The following is a 16,537-nucleotide window of genomic DNA, read 5'->3' on the forward strand; positions in this document are numbered from 1 at the left end:
AAGAGCGCTTTCGCATATTTTAAAGTACCAAAGTCGCCAGTAGCCCTACGGCTCCAAGAATGAATCCGATGAGTGCCCCGCGCCCCGGTAGTTCCTTTAGCATCGCATAAATGACGATGGGCTCTAATATAAGCAGCAGTGTGAGTGACGCCACTGTCACGATCCATATATTCCCTGTGCCTTGGTAACCTAACCAATAAGCGAATATCAGGCTTATGCCGGCAATGCATATGAGTAAAATAGGTTTTATAAAAAGTTCAGGATTTTCTATAACTCGTCCAGAAAGTTTTGAGGCATAAACTTCACTATAGATAGTTAGGATTTCGCCAAACACCATGAGCACCATGGAGGCTATTAAATAGTGACTGTTTTTCATTATTTATCTCTAGTTAGGATGTCTAGTATTTCACTCGCGGCAGCTTCCGCATAATCACTATTGCCTAGAAGAAAGTGTGGCCCGTCATGATCGAGCAAGAAAGTATTTCTGTAAGGGGTACTTTCAAGTTGAATAATACGGGTTAAGTTTTTTTCAATCAGCTCTAGACAAGATGAGTGGTTGTTTCTTAATAATTTTATAGCGTTTGCGAAATGGGTTGCTTCGTCGGCGATTAAGTTACAAATCCATGTGTCGAAGCCCGAGTGCCCAAACTGATTATAGAACGTATCTTTCTTGTATGTTTTGACTGAAATGTATTCATCGTACGCAAACACAGTAAGTAAGCTTAGTTCGTTTGATAAAATTTCTTCAAAGGGTTTAAAGTCGCTGTTTCTTGATTTTAAATTGTCCAAGAGAGTTTCTTCGTCTGTATTAAATATCAAACGATTCAGTTCTATAAAGCCGTCGGCATGATTTTTTTCATCTAAAAACCATAAGTCTAAATATTGCACGAAGTATGGGGAAAACTCAGAGCGTCTCGGATAAAGGTAGTGATACAGGTTTATCGCGTCGTACTCAGAGACTAAGTCAGCCAAAAAGAAATCCTCGTATTTTGGGTCAATGCCGGGATTGACCCAGTCGCTATTGGCGATTTCTTTGAATAGCGCTCTAGAGCTCCAATGACGCTTATTGAGGAAGGGAGGTTTCATTTTTTTGCTCCGTTTGATGTGTGAGTGTCATGGCTCAATTTTTTGATGATGGTTGGGATTATTGATTCTTGTATTTCTTTTTTAGTGATTGGATAATCAAGCGTGTTGTGGTCTAACACAAAGGTTCCTGTATATTCTGTTTTTTCAAAATCTAATGTGAAAAGCTCTTTAAGTATGGACGGGGCTTCTTGAAGCCTATTCGGGAATAGCTGTTTAGCTTGTTCTATGAAAAAGAAAAAATGCTTAGCTTCATCTCTTTTGGTTTTTCTGATCCAGACTGACAATTGCGAGGAACTAAAGTTGTCGTAATTTTTTATGCTGCGCTGATAGACGTGCGTCGTGATTATCTCGTCATACGCAAGCAAGATGAGAAGTCTAAGTGGGTCCTGCATAAAGGGGGCTAGGCTGTTGAAGTCGGATTGTCTTGTTTCAACTTCCATTGCTACAACGTCAAGCGGAATTCCTGTGTAGGCTGAATAAATCAGAGAGAAGCCATACGCGTGATCGATTTCATCTCTAAGCCAAGGCTTTAAAATATTTGCCAATTCAGAGATGCAAGCTGGATTCTGATCAGCGATATGCCAATAAAGCCTCCTTGCATCGTATTCGGTAATTATTGAGTCGAAGAAAATTTCTTTCCAAGTAGCCTTCTCTGCCTTGCTAAGCGTTAACGGAGGAAAGCAAAAATCCTTGAGAATTGAAGACGCATTGCTTAATTTTTTCGGCGTATTAGAGGTGCTCTGCATGTTATTCATGATAGCGGCCTTTTGGTAAAGTTATTTTTCAGGTAGACGGCTTCATACTAAAAAGTTACTGAAAGACAGCGTGTGGTCGACATCCGATGGTTTCCAGTCTGTCTGTTGACTGACGATGGGTTCCCAATAGTTAACAGTGATGTCGTATACGTAACGCCAATCCAAATTTTCCGACTCTATGACGCCAGCGTTTGGAAAGTATTCTGCCCATTTCATGCCGCCAATTATGCTGGAGGCAACCTGTAAGCTTGTCGCACTGTTGTAGTTGGCCATTTTCCTGGCTTTACCAATTGATAGATTTGACCCTAACCAGAAGGCGCGGAATTTTTTGCTGATTAGGAAAACGCCAAGCTCATCTATTCCCGAAATAATTTCGTCTTTCATAATCGTTTTTTTGATTTTTTCTGATTGCTCACTCTGACCCAAAAGTTGCATTGAATCGAGTGTCTGATCACAAGGTTCATACGCATAGTAAACAGTTGGGCGGTAGGTAGGATTCTCGGGGTCGCCTAAAGTCAAATATTCAGCAATTGACAGTGCTTCGTTATGGGTTAGTAAATAGGCAGAAAATTCCAAATAGTTAGGTGACCAGCTTTTAACTCTAACGTTACACCCTTGCTCTAGCATTTCTAGTGCATATCCATTTTTTCTTGCGCCGTAAGGAATTTCTGTTTCGTGTGTGCCCCAGCCCAATTCTGCTGCTTGCAGGCATTCGGTAACGAGACCGTCCACAGACCATGTGGAGACGAAGTTTAGGGGGGCGCGGGCTGATGCACTGACTTGGGAGTCATGCTCGGAGATTTGTATAACTTGTATTTCAAGGATGTTGGCAAGCGCTGCCCATTCAATCTGGTTTTTCGGTTCTGCTACTATGTTGTTTGCTGCGGCCATTTCTACTAAAGCTTTCTTTAATAAAATTGAGATGAAACCAGGATTTGCGCCATGGGCGACAACAGCGGTTGGGCCAGTAGTTTTCTGTTGATACGTTTTCATTACCTCGCGAAGCTGATAGTTTGTGATAAGCGCCTGGTATTTTTCGTCTTTGTAGGCCCACGGCTCTATACAGGTGTCTAGATAAAGTGAGTCATACTTTTGAGCCAGTTCTAAAAGCTCCAGGCTTGAGACAGATACTGCGAGGTTCACTAAAAAAGTATTTCCGTTTAAGTACGGCGAGAGTATGGGTTTGAAGTTTTCAGCGGTTATGGCCTTTTCTTCCAGGGTGGCTGAGAATTCGGTGGTGATTTCGATAAGGCTCTCGTTTAGGTGTTTCTCAAAAATTGTCACGTTCACTCCATTGTAATGCCTTGATAATAGTGGGAGCAGGCCTTGTGCGACGCTTCCGAAACCGATAATTATTATATGATTAATGTTTTTCATTGCACTTCCTTGGGTATTTGTATTCGTTAGGTGTATAGCCTTTTGAAGATGGTTTCATACTGAAATCGATATTAGTGCGTGGATATAATTTGTGTTTTGATCTTGTCCTAAATGAACGTAGGGCTTTTATTCAATGAGTCGTAAGGCTTTTCTTTGGTCGTAATCTCGGGTTAAACCTTTATGATATGTTTCTGTTTTAATTAGGCTTTTATTTGGCAGTTTCTTCATGCGCACAGGGATGGCCTTATCAAATTGATTGCTGTTCATTGCAGCAAAGACCCGGCAAGCTCGGTCCAACCCCTAATCACGGAATGTTCAGGAGGGTCGGATGGTGCAGTTGTGTTCAATCGAGCAAGCAGTTGACGACGTACTGGCACGCTTGCCGGCGCATATCCACATGGGCATGCCGCTCGGTCTGGGCAAGCCCAACCTGTTCGTCAATGCGCTGTACCGGCGTATCGCCAAGCTGCCGGAGCGCGAGCTGACGATCTATACCGCACTGGCCCTGGGCCGCCCGACCATGGTTGACGGCCTGCAGAAGCGCTTTCTCGAACCCTTTATCGAGCGGGTATTCGGCGACTATCCCGAGCTGGATTTCCTGGCGGATTTGCACAAGGACAGCCTGCCAAAGAACATCCGTGTGCAGCAGTTCTTCATGCAGCCCGGCAGCCTGCTGCATAGCGCGTCGGCGCAGCAGGACTACGTCAGCAGCAACTACAGCCACGCTGCCCGCGATATCAACGCCGCCGGCTTGAACCTGGTGGCGCAATTGGTCGCCAGCAGCGCCGAACACCCCGACCGGCTGAGCTTGAGCTGCAACCCCGATATCACCCTCGACCTGCTGCCGATGATCGCCAAGCGCCGCGAAGCAGGCGAAACCATCCTCGTCGTCGGCCAGGTTCACAGCGATTTGCCCTATATGCCCGGCGATGCCGAACTGGGTATGGACGCCTTCGATTACCTGATCGACGAGAAGGACAGCACCACGCTGTTCTCCACACCGAATATGCCGGTCGGCTTTCAAGACCACTTTATCGGCTTGCATGCCAGCACCCTGGTGCGCGATGGCGGCACGTTGCAGATTGGCATTGGCTCGATGGGCGATGCGCTGACCGCCGCCTTACTGGCGCGCCAGGCCGATAACGAAGCCTACCGGTTGTTGCTGACGGATCTGGATGTTTACCAGTGGGCGCCTTTGATCAGCCGCGAAGGCGGTGTCGAGCCCTTTGCGCGTGGCCTTTATGGATGCAGCGAAATGTTCGTCAACGGCCTGCTGGTGCTGGCCGATGCCGGGATTATTCGGCGCAAGGTCTACCCGGATGTGACGACCCAGCAGCAGGCCAACGCCGGCACCCTGGATGACGCCGCGCAGCCCGACGGTGTTTCCATTCACGGCGGTTTCTTCCTCGGGCCGCGCAGCTTTTACCAGCGTTTGCAGGAAATGACTCACGCCAAACGCCTCGAATTCAACATGACCGCCATCAGCTACATCAACGAGCTGTACGGGCAGGAAGCACTCAAGCGTCTGCAACGCCTGGATGCGCGCTTTATCAACAGCGCGATCATGGTGACGCTGCTCGGTGCGGGCGTGGCCGACCAGCTCGAAGACGGTCGCGTACTCAGCGGTGTGGGCGGGCAGTACAACTTTGTTGCGCAAGGCCATGCGCTGGAGGGCGCGCGTTCAATCCTGATTCTGCGCAGCTGGCGCGAGTCGGCGGGTGAGGTCAGTTCCAATATAGTCTGGGAGTACGGGCATTGCACCATCCCACGGCACCTGCGGGATATCGTCATTACCGAATACGGCATTGCCGACTTGCGCGGTCAGACGGATGCCAAGGTGATCGAGGCCTTGCTCAAGGTCACCGACTCGCGCTTCCAGAACGACCTGATCGAACAGGCGCAAAAGGCTGGCAAGCTGGCCAAGGACTTCGAACTGGACCCACGTTTTACTGAGAATACGCCGGAGCGGCTCAAGGGCATTCAGGCGCGGCATCGCCGGTTGTTCCCGGAATATCCGTTGGGCACTGACTTTACCGATGAGGAGCGAGACCTGTTGCGCGCCCTTAACTGGCTCAAGAGCAAATTCAAGCTGACGGAGATTCTGGAATTGGGCCGGGCTGCACTGGATGCACCGGAGCCGGAGGCGTTTCCTGAGCATTTGAAGCGCATGCGGCTGGATCAGCCGGAGGGGTTGAAAGAGGATCTGTATCAGCGCTTGCTGCTTGCTGGCCTCCAAGCCACCGCGCACTGACAGGCACCAAAAATCAAATGTGGGAGCTGGCTTGCCTGCGATAGCGGAGTGTCAGTCGACAGAGTTGTCGACTGTCAGGCCCTCATCGCAGGCAAGCCAGCTCCCACATTTTTAATCGAGTTCAGGCAGTGATTACTCGATGAAGGTGACGACGCCACCGGCCAGCGACTTCACCCGCGCCAGCGATTCAACCCGATAACCCTGCGCATCCAGCTCCGCACGGCCACCCTGGAACGACTTCTCAATCACAATCCCCAAGCCTGCAACGGTCGCGCCGGCTTGCTTGATGATCGAGATCAGCGCCTGGGATGCTTTGCCGTTGGCCAAAAAGTCGTCGATCACCAGCACGCGGTCGCTGCTGGTCAGGTGACGTGGGGAAATCGCCACGGTGCTTTCGACCTTCTTGGTGAAGGAATACACAGTGGCCGACAGCAGGTTTTCAGTCAGGGTCAGAGACTGCTGCTTACGGGCGAAGATCACCGGCACACCCAGGTTCAGGCCGGTCATGATCGCCGGTGCAATACCCGAGGCTTCGATGGTGACGATCTTGGTGATGCCCGAGTCCTTGAACAGCGCGGCGAATTCGTCGCCGATCAACTTCATCAGCGCCGGGTCGATCTGGTGGTTCAAAAAGGCGTCAACCTTGAGGACCTGATCGGAAAGCACGATGCCTTCTTCGCGAATTTTCTTGTGCAGTGCTTCCACGGAAAGCTTCCTCTAATGGCGCGGTTTGCGCCGAAAGTAGATTAAAAAGTAGTCGATTCTAGCGCTTTAACATCGCGCGTATGTCCGCCAAGGCGGTGTTGCCGCGAACGGCCTTCACCTCGGTCGGGGTGTCGTCATTGCCTTCCCAGGCCAGATCGTCCGGCGGCAGTTCATCCAGGAACCGGCTGGGGGCACAATCGATGATTTCGCCGTATTGCTTGCGCTTGGCCGCGAAGGTGAAGGCCAGTGTCTGACGTGCGCGGGTAATGCCCACGTAGGCCAGGCGCCGTTCTTCTTCGATGGTGTCAGCTTCAATGCTGGAGCGGTGCGGAAGGATTTCCTCTTCCATGCCCATGATGAACACGTAAGGGAATTCCAAGCCCTTGGACGCGTGCAGGGTCATCATCTGCACGCCTTCGGCGCCGTCTTCTTCTTCCTGTTGGCGCTCAAGCATGTCGCGCAACACCAGCTTGCCGATGGCGTCTTCGACGGTCATCTCGCCTTCTTCGTCCTTCTCCAGCGTGTTTTTCAACGCTTCGATCAGGAACCAGACGTTGCCCATGCGGTAATCCGCAGCCTTGTCGCTGGAGCTGTTGGTGCGCAGCCAGTTTTCATAGTCGATGTCCATGACCATGCTGCGCAGGGCGCTGATCGGGTCTTCGCCGGCGCACTGCTCGCGTACCTTGTCCATGAAGCGTTTGAAGCGCGACAGGCGATCGGTGAAGCGCGTGTCCAGGTGCTCGCCCAGGCCGATTTCGTCGGTGGCGGCGTACATCGAGATTTTGCGTTCGGTGGCGTAGTTGCCGAGCTTTTCCAGGGTCGTCGAACCGATTTCCCGACGCGGCACGTTGATCACGCGCAGGAAGGCGTTGTCGTCATCCGGGTTCACGATCAGCCGGAAGTAGGCCATCAGGTCTTTTACTTCCTGGCGTCCGAAAAAGCTGTTGCCGCCCGACAGGCGATACGGCACCTGGTGGTGCTGCAGTTTCAGCTCGATCAGCTTGGCCTGGTAGTTGCCGCGATACAGGATCGCGAAATCGCTGTAGGGCCGGTCGGTACGCAAGTGCAGGCTGAGGATTTCCACGGCCACGCGCTCGGCTTCGGCGTCTTCATTGCGGCAGCGGATCACGCGGATCTCGTCGCCATGGCCCATCTCACTCCACAGTTGTTTTTCAAACTCGTGGGGGTTGTTGGAAATAAGCACGTTGGCGCAGCGCAGGATACGGCTGGTGGAGCGGTAGTTCTGCTCCAGCATCACCACTTTCAGGGACGGGTAGTCGTCCTTGAGCAACATCAGGTTTTCCGGGCGCGCGCCACGCCAGGCGTAGATCGACTGGTCGTCGTCGCCTACCACGGTGAACTGGTTGCGCGTGCCGATGAGCATTTTCACCAGCAGGTATTGGCTGGCGTTGGTGTCCTGGTATTCGTCCACCAGCAGGTAGCGGACCTTGTTCTGCCATTTTTCGAGGATGTCGGCGTGTTCCTCGAACAGCTTTACCGGCAGCAGGATCAGGTCGTCGAAGTCCACCGCGTTGAACGCCTTGAGCGTGCGCTGGTAGTGGGTGTAGACGATGGCGGCGGTCTGTTCCTTGGGGTTGCGCGCGTTTTCCAGGGCCTGGGGCGGCAGGATCAGGTCGTTTTTCCAGGCGCCGATCATGTTCTTGATCTCATCCACGCCGTCGTCGCCTGCGTATTCCTTCTGCATGATGTCAGTCATCAGCGACTTCACATCGGTCTCGTCGAAGATCGAGAAGCCCGGCTTGTAGCCCAGCCGCACGTGCTCCTTGCGGATGATGTTCAAGCCCAGGTTGTGGAAGGTACACACCGTAAGGCCACGGCCTTCGCCGCCCTTGAGCAGCGTGCCGACACGCTCCTTCATTTCGCGCGCGGCCTTGTTGGTAAAGGTCATGGCGACGATGTACTGGGCACGGATGCCGCAGTTCTGGATCAGGTGCGCGATCTTGCGGGTGATCACGCTGGTCTTGCCGGAGCCAGCACCGGCGAGCACCAATAGAGGGCCGCCGACGTAGTTCACGGCTTCTTGCTGCCGGGGATTGAGTCGGGACATACAGAAATCAGGGAGTCGTTGTTCAAAAGGGCGGGCATTTTAACAGGCTGGCAAGATTCTGCTGCTTTAGAACGACGGTGTGACGTACCACTCGATCTAAATTTGCCGGTTTTGATACTTTGCCGCAGGATGTGACGGGTAACTGCAGCGAATGTATACCGTTAGCGTATTTGATAACCCTTATCATTGGTGATTATCAGGCCGCGCGTCATAATGCCCGCCGCCAAAAAATTTTGCAGAGTCTAGGGAGCTAGCTTGTCTACGCCTGTCGAACCCTTGCGTTTGCTGCTACTGGCCGATGAGCCAGCGTGGGCAGCGTTGTTGCGCGAGTGCCTGGCGCCGATGGGCGATGGGGCTGTGCTGGTCAGCGCGCCCAACTGGGACTCGGTGAGTCGTCTGTTCGATGACGACCACAGTGCCATGTTATTGACCACGCCCAGCCTGCAACCCGGCCCAGGCCGTTGCAGCCTGCCGTGCATATTGCTGCTGGAGCAGGAACCGCTGGTTTCACCGCTGGGTGTGAGCGACTGGCTGGTCTTTGGTGCATTGGATACCGATACCTTGCGCCGCTGCCTGCGCCACGTGCGTGAGCGCGGCGTGCTGGAAAACACCCTGCAGCGCCTGGCCGAGCAGGACCCGCTCACCGGTATCGCCAACCGCCAGGGTTTCCAGACCTTGCTGGCGGCGCGTCTAGCCGAAAACGAAGGCCGTGGCCTGGCCCTCGGCCATCTGGACCTCGACAATTTTCGTCACGCCAACGACGCCTTGGGCCATCAGGCCGGCGATCGTTTGATCCTGCAAGTGGTCTCGCGGCTCAAGAGCCAACTCGAAGCCGGTGACCAACTGGCGCGCCTGGGCAGCGACGAATTCGCCCTGCTGATCGACACCCGCCGTGCGCCCCAGCGCGCCGAGTGGATGGCCGAGCGCATTACCGAAGCCATGGCCGAGCCGTATTGGGTGGATGGCGAAAGCCTGCTGATCGGCTGCAGCCTGGGCGTGGCACATGCCCGTGCCCGCGCCGGGGCCGACCCGCTGATGTGGCACGCGCACATCGCCATGCAGCAGGCCAAGAGTACCCAGGGCTGTACCTTTCACATCTTCAACGAACGCATCAACCGCAACGCCCGCAGCCTGGCCGACCTGGAAAGTGAGCTGCGCCGTGCTCTGCGCCGCGACGAACTGGAGCTGCATTACCAGCCGCGCCTGGATTTGGACGACGGGCATATCGTCGGCCTGGAAGCGCTGGTGCGCTGGCGCCACGGCGAGCGTGGCCTGTTGCCACCCAGCGAATTCGTGCCCTTGGCCGAACAGAGTGGCCTGATTGTGCCATTGGGTTACTGGGTGATCTCGCGGGCCTTGCGCGATATGCAAGACCTGCGCGAACGCGGCCTGCCGCCGCTGCATATGGCGGTCAACCTGTCGTTTCGCCAATTCCAGGACAGCCAGTTGCTTTCGACGTTGAGCCGGCTGATCGCCGAGCGTGGTGTCGAAGCGCAGTGGCTGGAGTTCGAGCTGACCGAGACCGCCGTGATGCGCCGCAGTGACTTGGTCAAGCAGACCATGGACGCCCTTGGCCGCTTGGGTGTGCGGTTTTCCCTGGATGATTTCGGCACCGGTTTTTCCTCATTCGTGCACCTCAACAGCCTGCCAATTGCCTTGCTGAAGATCGACAAGAGCTTCGTCGGCGGCATGGAAGAGCGCGAAGAAAACCGCAAGCTGGTGCATGCCATGATCAACCTGGCCCACAACCTCAACCTGGAAGTGGTGGCCGAAGGGGTGGAAACCCCTGAACAGCTGGCGTTGTTGCGGCTGTTTGGGTGTGATCAGGCCCAGGGTTACCTGATCAGCAAGCCGTTGCCGTTGCCGGAACTGGTGGAGTATTTGACGTTCGGCAAGAGCCAGCAGGCGCTGCTGGGCTGAAGGTTGTAAACCCAATCAAAAATGTGGGAGCTGGCTTGCCTGCGATGGCGGTGGGCCAGCCAGCCAATTTGGCACCTGACACACCGCCATCGCAGGCAAGCCAGCTCCCACATTGACCGAGTACATTCTCTAGTCTGGTTGCATGGCCGGGAATTGCGTGCGCACTTCAGGCTCCTGCCGAATCATCCGCTTCATCTTCGCCTCAAACGCCCACGTCAGGCTGACGGCCGCACACGCCAGCCCAAGCGCCAAACCCCACCAGACACCGGTCGGCCCCCAACCCAGTGTGAACGCCATCAACCACGCCGACGGTGCGCCGATCAGCCAATAGCAACCCAGCCCGACCAGGAAGGTGGTCTTGGCGTCCTTCAGCCCGCGAATACAGCCCATGGCAATGGTCTGCACGCCGTCGAACAATTCGAACCACGCCGCCACGGCCAGCAGGCTGACCGCCAGCACGATGACGTCGTGGAAAGCCGGGTCGTTATGGTCCAGAAACAGTCCGATAAGCGCATCGGAAAACAGCCACAGCACAACGGCAAACCCCAACATCACCAATGCGCCAAAACCGATCCCGACCCGCCCGGCCATGCGTGCTTGCAGCAATTTACCGGCGCCGTAATGCTGGCCGATGCGCATGGTGATCGCATACGACATCCCCGCCGGCACCATGAACGCCACCGAGACGATTTGCAGGGCAATCTGATGCGCGGCCAATTGCGTACTGCCCATGGTGCCCATGCACAGCGCCGCGAAGGCGAACAAGCCGACCTCCACCGCGTAGGTGCCGCCAATCGGCAGGCCCAGGCGCCACAGCTCACGCAGATACTGCGTGTTAAGGCGCAACAGGCCCGTGCCGAGCGGGTAGGCCACGTAAGCGCGGTTGCTGCGGATGTACCACATCAACGCCAGGGCCATGCAGTTGGCGACGATCGCTGTGACCAGGCCGATGCCCATCAAGCCCAGCTTCGGCAGACCGAACATGCCCTCGATCAGCGCATGGTTGAGCAGGTAGTTAATGACGGTGCCGCCCAGGCTGATCACCATCACCGGTGTCGCCTTGCCGATGGCGCTGGTAAAGCCGCGCAAGGCCATGAAGCTCAGGTAGCCGGGCAGGGCGAACGGCAGGATGGTCAAGAATTGCCCAGCCGCCTGCACGTTGGTTTCGGTCTGGCCGAACATCAGCAGCACGGGCTTGAGATTCCACAACAGCAAGCCGGCCACCAACGCCATCAACCACGCCAACCAAAGACCTGCTTGGGTCAGGCGAGTGGCGCCTTCGATGTCACCGGCGCCATGACGGATGGCGACCAGCGTGCCGACGGCGGCAATCACACCGATGCAGAAGATCGCGACGAACGAATAGCTCGCGGCGCCCAAGCCGCCACCGGCCAGGGCTTCGGGGCTCAGGCGGGCCATCATCAGCGTGTCGGTCAGCACCATCAGCATGTGCGCCAACTGTGAGGCAATCAACGGCCCCGACAGCCGCAGAATGGCCCAGAGTTCAGTACGCACCGGATGTTGCATGATCATCACACTCAAAAAGTCAGAGGGTTGGGAAAGGGCTGATTCTCGGCGCTCCCGAGGCATTACACAAAAGGATAAAAGCGATCATTCGCATGATTAAAACTCATGGTAGGGTTGGGTATTGATCTGAGGGGGTTCTTCTATGGCACGCCGTCTACCGCCGCTTTATGCCTTGCGCGCCTTTGAAGCCGCCTCCCGGCACAACTCATTTACCCGTGCGGCGGATGAGCTTTCCATCACGCAAAGTGCTGTCAGCCGGCATATCCGTACGCTCGAAGAGCACTTCGCCTGCCGCCTGTTCCAGCGCAGTGGCCGCAACCTGCAGCTCACCGAAGCGGCGCGCCTGCTGTTGCCCGGCGTGCGCGAAGGCTTCGCGGCGCTGGAACGCGCCTGCCACACCCTGAACGCCGAAGACGACATCCTGCGCATGAAGGCGCCATCGACCCTGACCATGCGCTGGTTGCTGGCGCGGCTCAGTCGCTTTCGCGCCTTGCAGCCTGGCAATGAAGTGCAACTGACCAGTGCATGGATGAGCGTGGATGAAGTGGACTTCAACCAGGAACCCTTCGACTGCGCTGTATTACTGAGCTACGGGCACTTTCCTGCGGACTGGGAGGCCTGTTACCTGTTCCCCGAGTTGCTGATTCCGGTGGGTGCGCCCAACCTGCTCAATGACGGGCCGTGGGACGTCCCACGACTGGCAAGCGCCGAGCTGCTGCACCCCACACCCGACCGCCGTGACTGGCGCAATTGGCTGGAGCGCATGGGGTTGTCGTCCCAGGTGTCGCTCAAGGGTGGGCAGGTGTTCGATACCTTGGAGTTGGGCATGATCGCCGCCGCGCGGGGTTACGGCGTGTCCATGGGCGATTTGCTGATGGTGGCCGAAGATGTGGCCCAGGGCCGTTTGAGCCTGCCGTGGCCGACGGCGGTGGCCAGTGGGGAAAATTACTACCTGGTGTGGCCGAAAACCCGTCCCGGTGGTGAGCGTTTGCGGCGATTGGCGGAGTTTCTTCAAGGCGAAGTCAATGCCATGGAATTGCCCCAGGTCGAACGCCTTGCCTAGCGCTTCGGTGCAATCGTTTGCGCGGTACCCCTGTAAATCGCTCAAGTATTGTCTGCGCTTGCCGAATAAGGTGTGCTGGAACCTTTATTTTCCAGCGTTTCCCACCAGATAATTTGCCGAGCTGCGCTAAGAGATCAGGATGATCCTGGCCTCGGCCAGGAGCTGTCATGTCTCAACCTCGCGCTCGGATCGCCTCCCAGTTAGGCCTCGCCTTGGCCGTTATTTTGGCGGTCGTCATCAGCGGCAGTACTGTTTTTGCCCTGCGTTCCTTGGATTCGGCCAACCTCGACACCCGCGAGGAACACCTGGCCAGCGAGGCACGCTTGCTGGCCGATCAACTCAACACCTTCCACAGCACCTTGCGCGAAAGTACTCAGCGATTGAGCGGGCTGTTTGAAAAGCGCTTTGGCGCCGGGTTGAGTGTGCGCGCTGACCAGCAAGTCGCCGTGGCCGGTGTGCAGACCCCGAGCCTGCTGTTGGGCGATGAGGTGTTGAACAACAACTTCGCGGAGGTGGACGAGTTCAAGCAGATGTCCGGCGGCGTGGCCACTGTGTTTGTGCGCAGTGGCGAAGACTTCATTCGCATCAGTACCTCCCTGACCAAACAAGATGGCAATCGGGCCATCGGGACTGTGCTGGATCACCAGCATCCGGCCTACCAGCGCCTGTTGGCCGGGCAGAATTACATCGGGCGGGCGGTGTTGTTCGATCGCGCCTACATGACCCAGTACAGCCCCGTGCGCGATGCCGCCGGCAAGGTGATCGCCGTGTTGTTTATCGGCTTTGATTACACCGATGAGCAGAAGGCCCAGTTCGACAACCTCAAGCGCTTCCGTATCGGCCAGACTGGCTCACTTGCCTTGCTGGACGAACAGAAGCACTGGCTGGTGCCACCGGCGGGTGTGCAGGCGCTGGATCAGGCGGTTCCGGTGATGCTTGATCTGGCCAAGAACCCAGGCAAAGGCCGCTTCTGGAGCGACAAGGACGAAGACTTCTACAGCGTTGCGGTGCCGTTTGAAGGCGGGCCGTGGTCGGTGGTGGCGAGCATGCCGAAGTCCGAAATACGTGCAGTCACATGGGCGGTCGGCATTCGCCTGGTGATCGGCAGCGTACTGGCGATGTTGCTGGCAGTAGGCGCAGCGGTGTGGTTGCTGCGCAGCAAATTGCAGCCTTTGAGCGACTTGGTGCGCCAGGCCGAAGCCTTGGGCGCTGGCGATTTGAGCGCACGCTTGAATGTGTCCAGCCATGATGAAATCGGCCAGTTGGCGAGCAGCTTCAACCAGATGGGTGAGGCGCTTTCGACCATGGTCTCGCATATTCGCAAAGCGGCAGAAGAGGTCAACAGCCGGGCTCAGGCGTTGTCCGGCCTGTCGGGTGGGGCCTATGAGGGCATGGAGCAGCAGTCCGGCGAAATCACCAGCATGGCTGGCGCAGTGGAAGAGTTCAGCGCCACCTCGCTGAACATCGCCGACAACATGGGCAATACCGAGCGATTGGCCCAGGAAAACGCCCAGCAGACGCGTATTGGCCGCACCTCGATGCAAGAGGCGTCGTCGTCGCTGGAGCATATCGCCACTGCCCTCAACAGCACGGCCACGGTGATCAACACCTTGGGCCAGCGCTCCCAGGAAATTGGCGGAATCGTCGGCGTGATCACCTCGATTGCCGAGCAAACCAACCTGCTGGCGCTCAACGCCGCCATCGAGGCGGCGCGGGCCGGTGAACAAGGCCGGGGCTTTGCGGTGGTTGCCGACGAGGTGCGTAACCTGGCCTCGCGTACGCGCCAGGCCACCGACGAAATCTCGGTGATGATCCAAAGCATCCAGCAGGAAACCGGCAACGCCATCAGCACCATGGAGCACGGCAACGTGTTGATGCAGGAAGGCCTGTCGCGCAACGCCGACGTGGCCTCGGCCCTGGCGCGCATCGACGAGCAAAGCCGTTCGGCAGGCCAGCAATTTGCTGCCATTACCACCGCGACCCAGGAGCAGAGCAGCACGGCCAACGTGCTGAGCAGCAACTTGCAAAGCATCGCATTGGCTAACAGCGAACAGCGCGAAGTGGTGTCGAACCTGGCCATTACCGCCAAGGAACTGGAAACCCTGGCGGCAGGCTTGCGGCAGGAGGTCGACCGTTTTCGTTAAGGCTTAATGCTCGCCCAGGCCTGGGTCCACGCGCTTGCCGATATCCTTGAGGCGCGCCAGTTGGTCGACCATCCCAGGCGCCTCGTCCATGCTGGTGACGAAGGTCCACAGGTAGGTCATGACCGCGTAGATGTGGCCGGCCTTGACCGCCGGCGACAAAGCCAGCTGGCTGATCGCGACCACAAACAGCAGGGCTGCCAGCGTGCCGAGAAACAGGTACGCGGCGGCCTCGCGGTCGGACAGCCAGATGCGCAGGCGTGACAGCACGTGGTAGTGGCGACGCAAGGTCGGTGCGCCGACTTTTTCCACCAGGCCGATTTCTTTCTCCAGGCGATCATTCAGGCGCTCATGCAGTTCCTGGTTGCGCTGGGCAAAGCGTGGCAGCAGCGTCACGCATAAGAGCAGGGCGGCCAGGCACGCCAGGCCGACCCAAGGCTCAATCACGATCAGCATCACCGCCGCGCCAATAATCGAGACCAGCGCCGTGGCGATAATCGGCACGTGCTTTTCAAAGAAGTCGACGAATTCGCGCGCAAGCACCACCCGTGCGGCGGATTTTGAGGTGCTGTGGTTCTGCAGGCGCTGGTTAAGAATCACCGGCACCGCAAGGTCGGCGTAGATTCGCGTAAAGGTGCGCGTATCCAGCGCCCGTCGCGCCGCGCCGACCACCCAGAACGCCATCACCACCAACGCATAGAACAATGCGCTGGTGGCATCGCCACGGATAATCGAGTCCACCGCAAACCCGGCAAACAACGGGTAGGCCAACAGCAGCGCATTCTCCAGCGCCACCAGTGACAGTGTGCAGAACAGCTTGCCGGGGTATGCCTTGGCGATCGCCTTGAGCGTTTGGCCGGCGGATTGCTGGCCGATTTTCTTGCTTTCTTCAATCAGGATTTGCGGGGTCACGGATGACATGGGTGCACCAAAGGAGTGATAGACGCTATTATTGAGCGACTGCTCAAGTATCCTTGAGCGATCGCTCAAAAAGCAAGCGCCGCTTATCTACCGGCGCCCAAAGGAATTGCCCATGTCGCGTATCGACCGTAAAGACCAGATCATCGCCGCTGCCCTGGAGCTGTTTCGCAGCAAGGGCTTTGCCGATGTGTCCACCCGCGACCTGGCCGAGCATGCCGGCTTGTCGCGCAGCCACGTCTATCACTACTTCAGCGACTGGAACGAACTGCGTCGCGAAGCCTTTGTGCGCTTTGCCAATGAGCAATTGGATGAAGTGCGCGAGCCCTTGGCAGATGCTCCGCCACTTGAGGCGCTGGTGGGTTTTTTAGGTGATTGCCTGCCGAGCACCGCTGATGCCGGCTGGGCGTTGTGGCTGGATGCCTGGGACGAAGCCATGCACGACCCGCAAATGGCCCAGGCGTATCTGGTGATCAACGCGCAGTGGCAAGGCATGCTGGCTGAGGTGATTGAGCGAGGCGTGGCTGAGGGGATTTTTCGCTGCGACTCGCCGCAACGCGCGGCCCGGCAAATTTTCGCATTGGCGATGGGGTATGCCGATGACCTGATGCTCAAACCGTCTGCGGCGTCGGCCGAGGCGGTGCTGGATGAGGTCATGGAAGTGGCGCAGCTGCTGTTGGGTTTCTCCGCATAAGGGCTCGGTATTTACACCATTTCACTGTGGCG

13 protein-coding genes are annotated in these 16,537 nt (G+C 56.6%); 5 read left to right on the forward strand and 8 right to left on the reverse strand.

Annotated elements, in window-relative coordinates; genetic code table 11:
• Positions 1–19 precede the first annotated feature (19 nt).
• From HBO23_RS04635 to HBO23_RS04650, 4 genes are read right to left on the reverse strand one after another with little or no spacing between them, the layout of a single operon-like run.
• A complete protein-coding gene (locus HBO23_RS04635; RefSeq protein ID WP_017135866.1) occupies positions 20–376 on the reverse strand; it encodes a hypothetical protein in 357 nt (118 codons plus the stop codon).
• Entirely contained in the window at positions 376–1,086 is a 711-nt protein-coding gene (locus tag HBO23_RS04640; RefSeq protein ID WP_225933017.1) for a hypothetical protein, read from the reverse strand. Before HBO23_RS04640 ends, HBO23_RS04635 begins: the two co-directional genes overlap by 1 nt.
• Positions 1,083–1,841 carry a ferritin-like domain-containing protein gene (locus HBO23_RS04645; RefSeq protein ID WP_186354645.1) on the reverse strand — a complete coding sequence of 253 codons (759 nt, stop codon included), beginning with the start codon at positions 1,839–1,841 and terminating at the stop codon, positions 1,083–1,085. The genes HBO23_RS04640 and HBO23_RS04645 overlap by 4 nt, the downstream gene beginning before the upstream one ends.
• A gap of 42 nt (positions 1,842–1,883) precedes the next feature.
• The gene (locus HBO23_RS04650) at positions 1,884–3,218 is read right to left on the reverse strand and encodes a saccharopine dehydrogenase C-terminal domain-containing protein (protein ID WP_170036715.1); all 1,335 of its coding nucleotides are present in this window, start codon (positions 3,216–3,218) and stop codon (positions 1,884–1,886) included.
• 328 nt (positions 3,219–3,546) lie between these two features.
• On the opposite strand from HBO23_RS04650, the gene HBO23_RS04655 reads away from it, so the two are divergent.
• On the forward strand, positions 3,547–5,469 hold the full coding sequence (locus HBO23_RS04655) for an acetyl-CoA hydrolase/transferase family protein (protein WP_170036717.1): 1,923 nt from the start codon (positions 3,547–3,549) through the stop codon (positions 5,467–5,469).
• A 132-nt stretch (positions 5,470–5,601) separates the two neighbouring features.
• Here HBO23_RS04655 and HBO23_RS04660 read toward each other — a convergent pair whose 3' ends face one another.
• Together HBO23_RS04660 and rep are read right to left on the reverse strand one after the other, a co-directional pair.
• Positions 5,602–6,174: a xanthine phosphoribosyltransferase gene (locus tag HBO23_RS04660; protein WP_010207474.1), complete on the reverse strand. Its 573-nt coding sequence runs from the start codon at positions 6,172–6,174 to the stop codon at positions 5,602–5,604.
• Positions 6,175–6,232: 58 nt separating this feature from the next.
• Positions 6,233–8,242 carry a DNA helicase Rep gene (gene rep / locus HBO23_RS04665; protein ID WP_017135871.1) on the reverse strand — a complete coding sequence of 670 codons (2,010 nt, stop codon included), beginning with the start codon at positions 8,240–8,242 and terminating at the stop codon, positions 6,233–6,235.
• Positions 8,243–8,497: 255 nt separating this feature from the next.
• Between rep and HBO23_RS04670 the strand changes: the two genes are divergently transcribed.
• Entirely contained in the window at positions 8,498–10,162 is a 1,665-nt protein-coding gene (locus tag HBO23_RS04670; RefSeq protein ID WP_170036719.1) for an EAL domain-containing protein, read from the forward strand.
• A 129-nt stretch (positions 10,163–10,291) separates the two neighbouring features.
• On the opposite strand, the gene HBO23_RS04675 is transcribed toward HBO23_RS04670, so the two are convergent.
• Complete coding sequence (locus HBO23_RS04675; protein ID WP_170036722.1) at positions 10,292–11,695, reverse strand: NorM family multidrug efflux MATE transporter; 1,404 nt, start codon at positions 11,693–11,695, stop codon at positions 10,292–10,294.
• 136 nt (positions 11,696–11,831) lie between these two features.
• Here HBO23_RS04675 and HBO23_RS04680 point away from each other — a divergent pair, with 136 nt between their 5' ends.
• Positions 11,832–12,752 carry a LysR substrate-binding domain-containing protein gene (locus HBO23_RS04680; RefSeq protein WP_017135874.1) on the forward strand — a complete coding sequence of 307 codons (921 nt, stop codon included), beginning with the start codon at positions 11,832–11,834 and terminating at the stop codon, positions 12,750–12,752.
• Positions 12,753–12,919: 167 nt separating this feature from the next.
• Positions 12,920–14,896, forward strand: coding sequence for a methyl-accepting chemotaxis protein (locus HBO23_RS04685; protein ID WP_170036724.1), 1,977 nt, complete (start codon positions 12,920–12,922; stop codon positions 14,894–14,896).
• 3 nt (positions 14,897–14,899) lie between these two features.
• Here HBO23_RS04685 and HBO23_RS04690 read toward each other — a convergent pair whose 3' ends face one another.
• Positions 14,900–15,814, reverse strand: a complete 915-nt coding sequence (locus HBO23_RS04690) for an ABC transporter six-transmembrane domain-containing protein (RefSeq protein WP_170036726.1) — start codon at positions 15,812–15,814, stop codon at positions 14,900–14,902.
• A 112-nt stretch (positions 15,815–15,926) separates the two neighbouring features.
• On the opposite strand from HBO23_RS04690, the gene HBO23_RS04695 reads away from it, so the two are divergent.
• Positions 15,927–16,505: a TetR family transcriptional regulator C-terminal domain-containing protein gene (locus tag HBO23_RS04695; RefSeq protein ID WP_170036728.1), complete on the forward strand. Its 579-nt coding sequence runs from the start codon at positions 15,927–15,929 to the stop codon at positions 16,503–16,505.
• The last annotated feature ends 32 nt before the right edge of the window (positions 16,506–16,537 follow it).

This window comes from Pseudomonas sp. WS 5532, from assembly GCF_012985445.1.
GTDB lineage: Bacteria > Pseudomonadota > Gammaproteobacteria > Pseudomonadales > Pseudomonadaceae > Aquipseudomonas > Aquipseudomonas edaphica.

What these genes read in the sequence shown, in the direction of transcription:
- rep (WP_017135871.1), bottom strand. Translation starts at nt 8,242, where the DNA reads ATGTCCCGACTCAATCCCCGGCAGCAAGAAGCCGTGAACTACGTCGGC.
- HBO23_RS04635 (WP_017135866.1), bottom strand. Translation starts at nt 376, where the DNA reads ATGAAAAACAGTCACTATTTAATAGCCTCCATGGTGCTCATGGTGTTT.
- HBO23_RS04640 (WP_225933017.1), bottom strand. Translation starts at nt 1,086, where the DNA reads ATGAAACCTCCCTTCCTCAATAAGCGTCATTGGAGCTCTAGAGCGCTA.
- HBO23_RS04685 (WP_170036724.1), top strand. Translation starts at nt 12,920, where the DNA reads ATGTCTCAACCTCGCGCTCGGATCGCCTCCCAGTTAGGCCTCGCCTTG.
- HBO23_RS04645 (WP_186354645.1), bottom strand. Translation starts at nt 1,841, where the DNA reads ATGAATAACATGCAGAGCACCTCTAATACGCCGAAAAAATTAAGCAAT.
- HBO23_RS04675 (WP_170036722.1), bottom strand. Translation starts at nt 11,695, where the DNA reads ATGATCATGCAACATCCGGTGCGTACTGAACTCTGGGCCATTCTGCGG.
- HBO23_RS04650 (WP_170036715.1), bottom strand. Translation starts at nt 3,218, where the DNA reads ATGAAAAACATTAATCATATAATAATTATCGGTTTCGGAAGCGTCGCA.
- HBO23_RS04695 (WP_170036728.1), top strand. Translation starts at nt 15,927, where the DNA reads ATGTCGCGTATCGACCGTAAAGACCAGATCATCGCCGCTGCCCTGGAG.
- HBO23_RS04690 (WP_170036726.1), bottom strand. Translation starts at nt 15,814, where the DNA reads ATGTCATCCGTGACCCCGCAAATCCTGATTGAAGAAAGCAAGAAAATC.
- HBO23_RS04655 (WP_170036717.1), top strand. Translation starts at nt 3,547, where the DNA reads ATGGTGCAGTTGTGTTCAATCGAGCAAGCAGTTGACGACGTACTGGCA.
- HBO23_RS04680 (WP_017135874.1), top strand. Translation starts at nt 11,832, where the DNA reads ATGGCACGCCGTCTACCGCCGCTTTATGCCTTGCGCGCCTTTGAAGCC.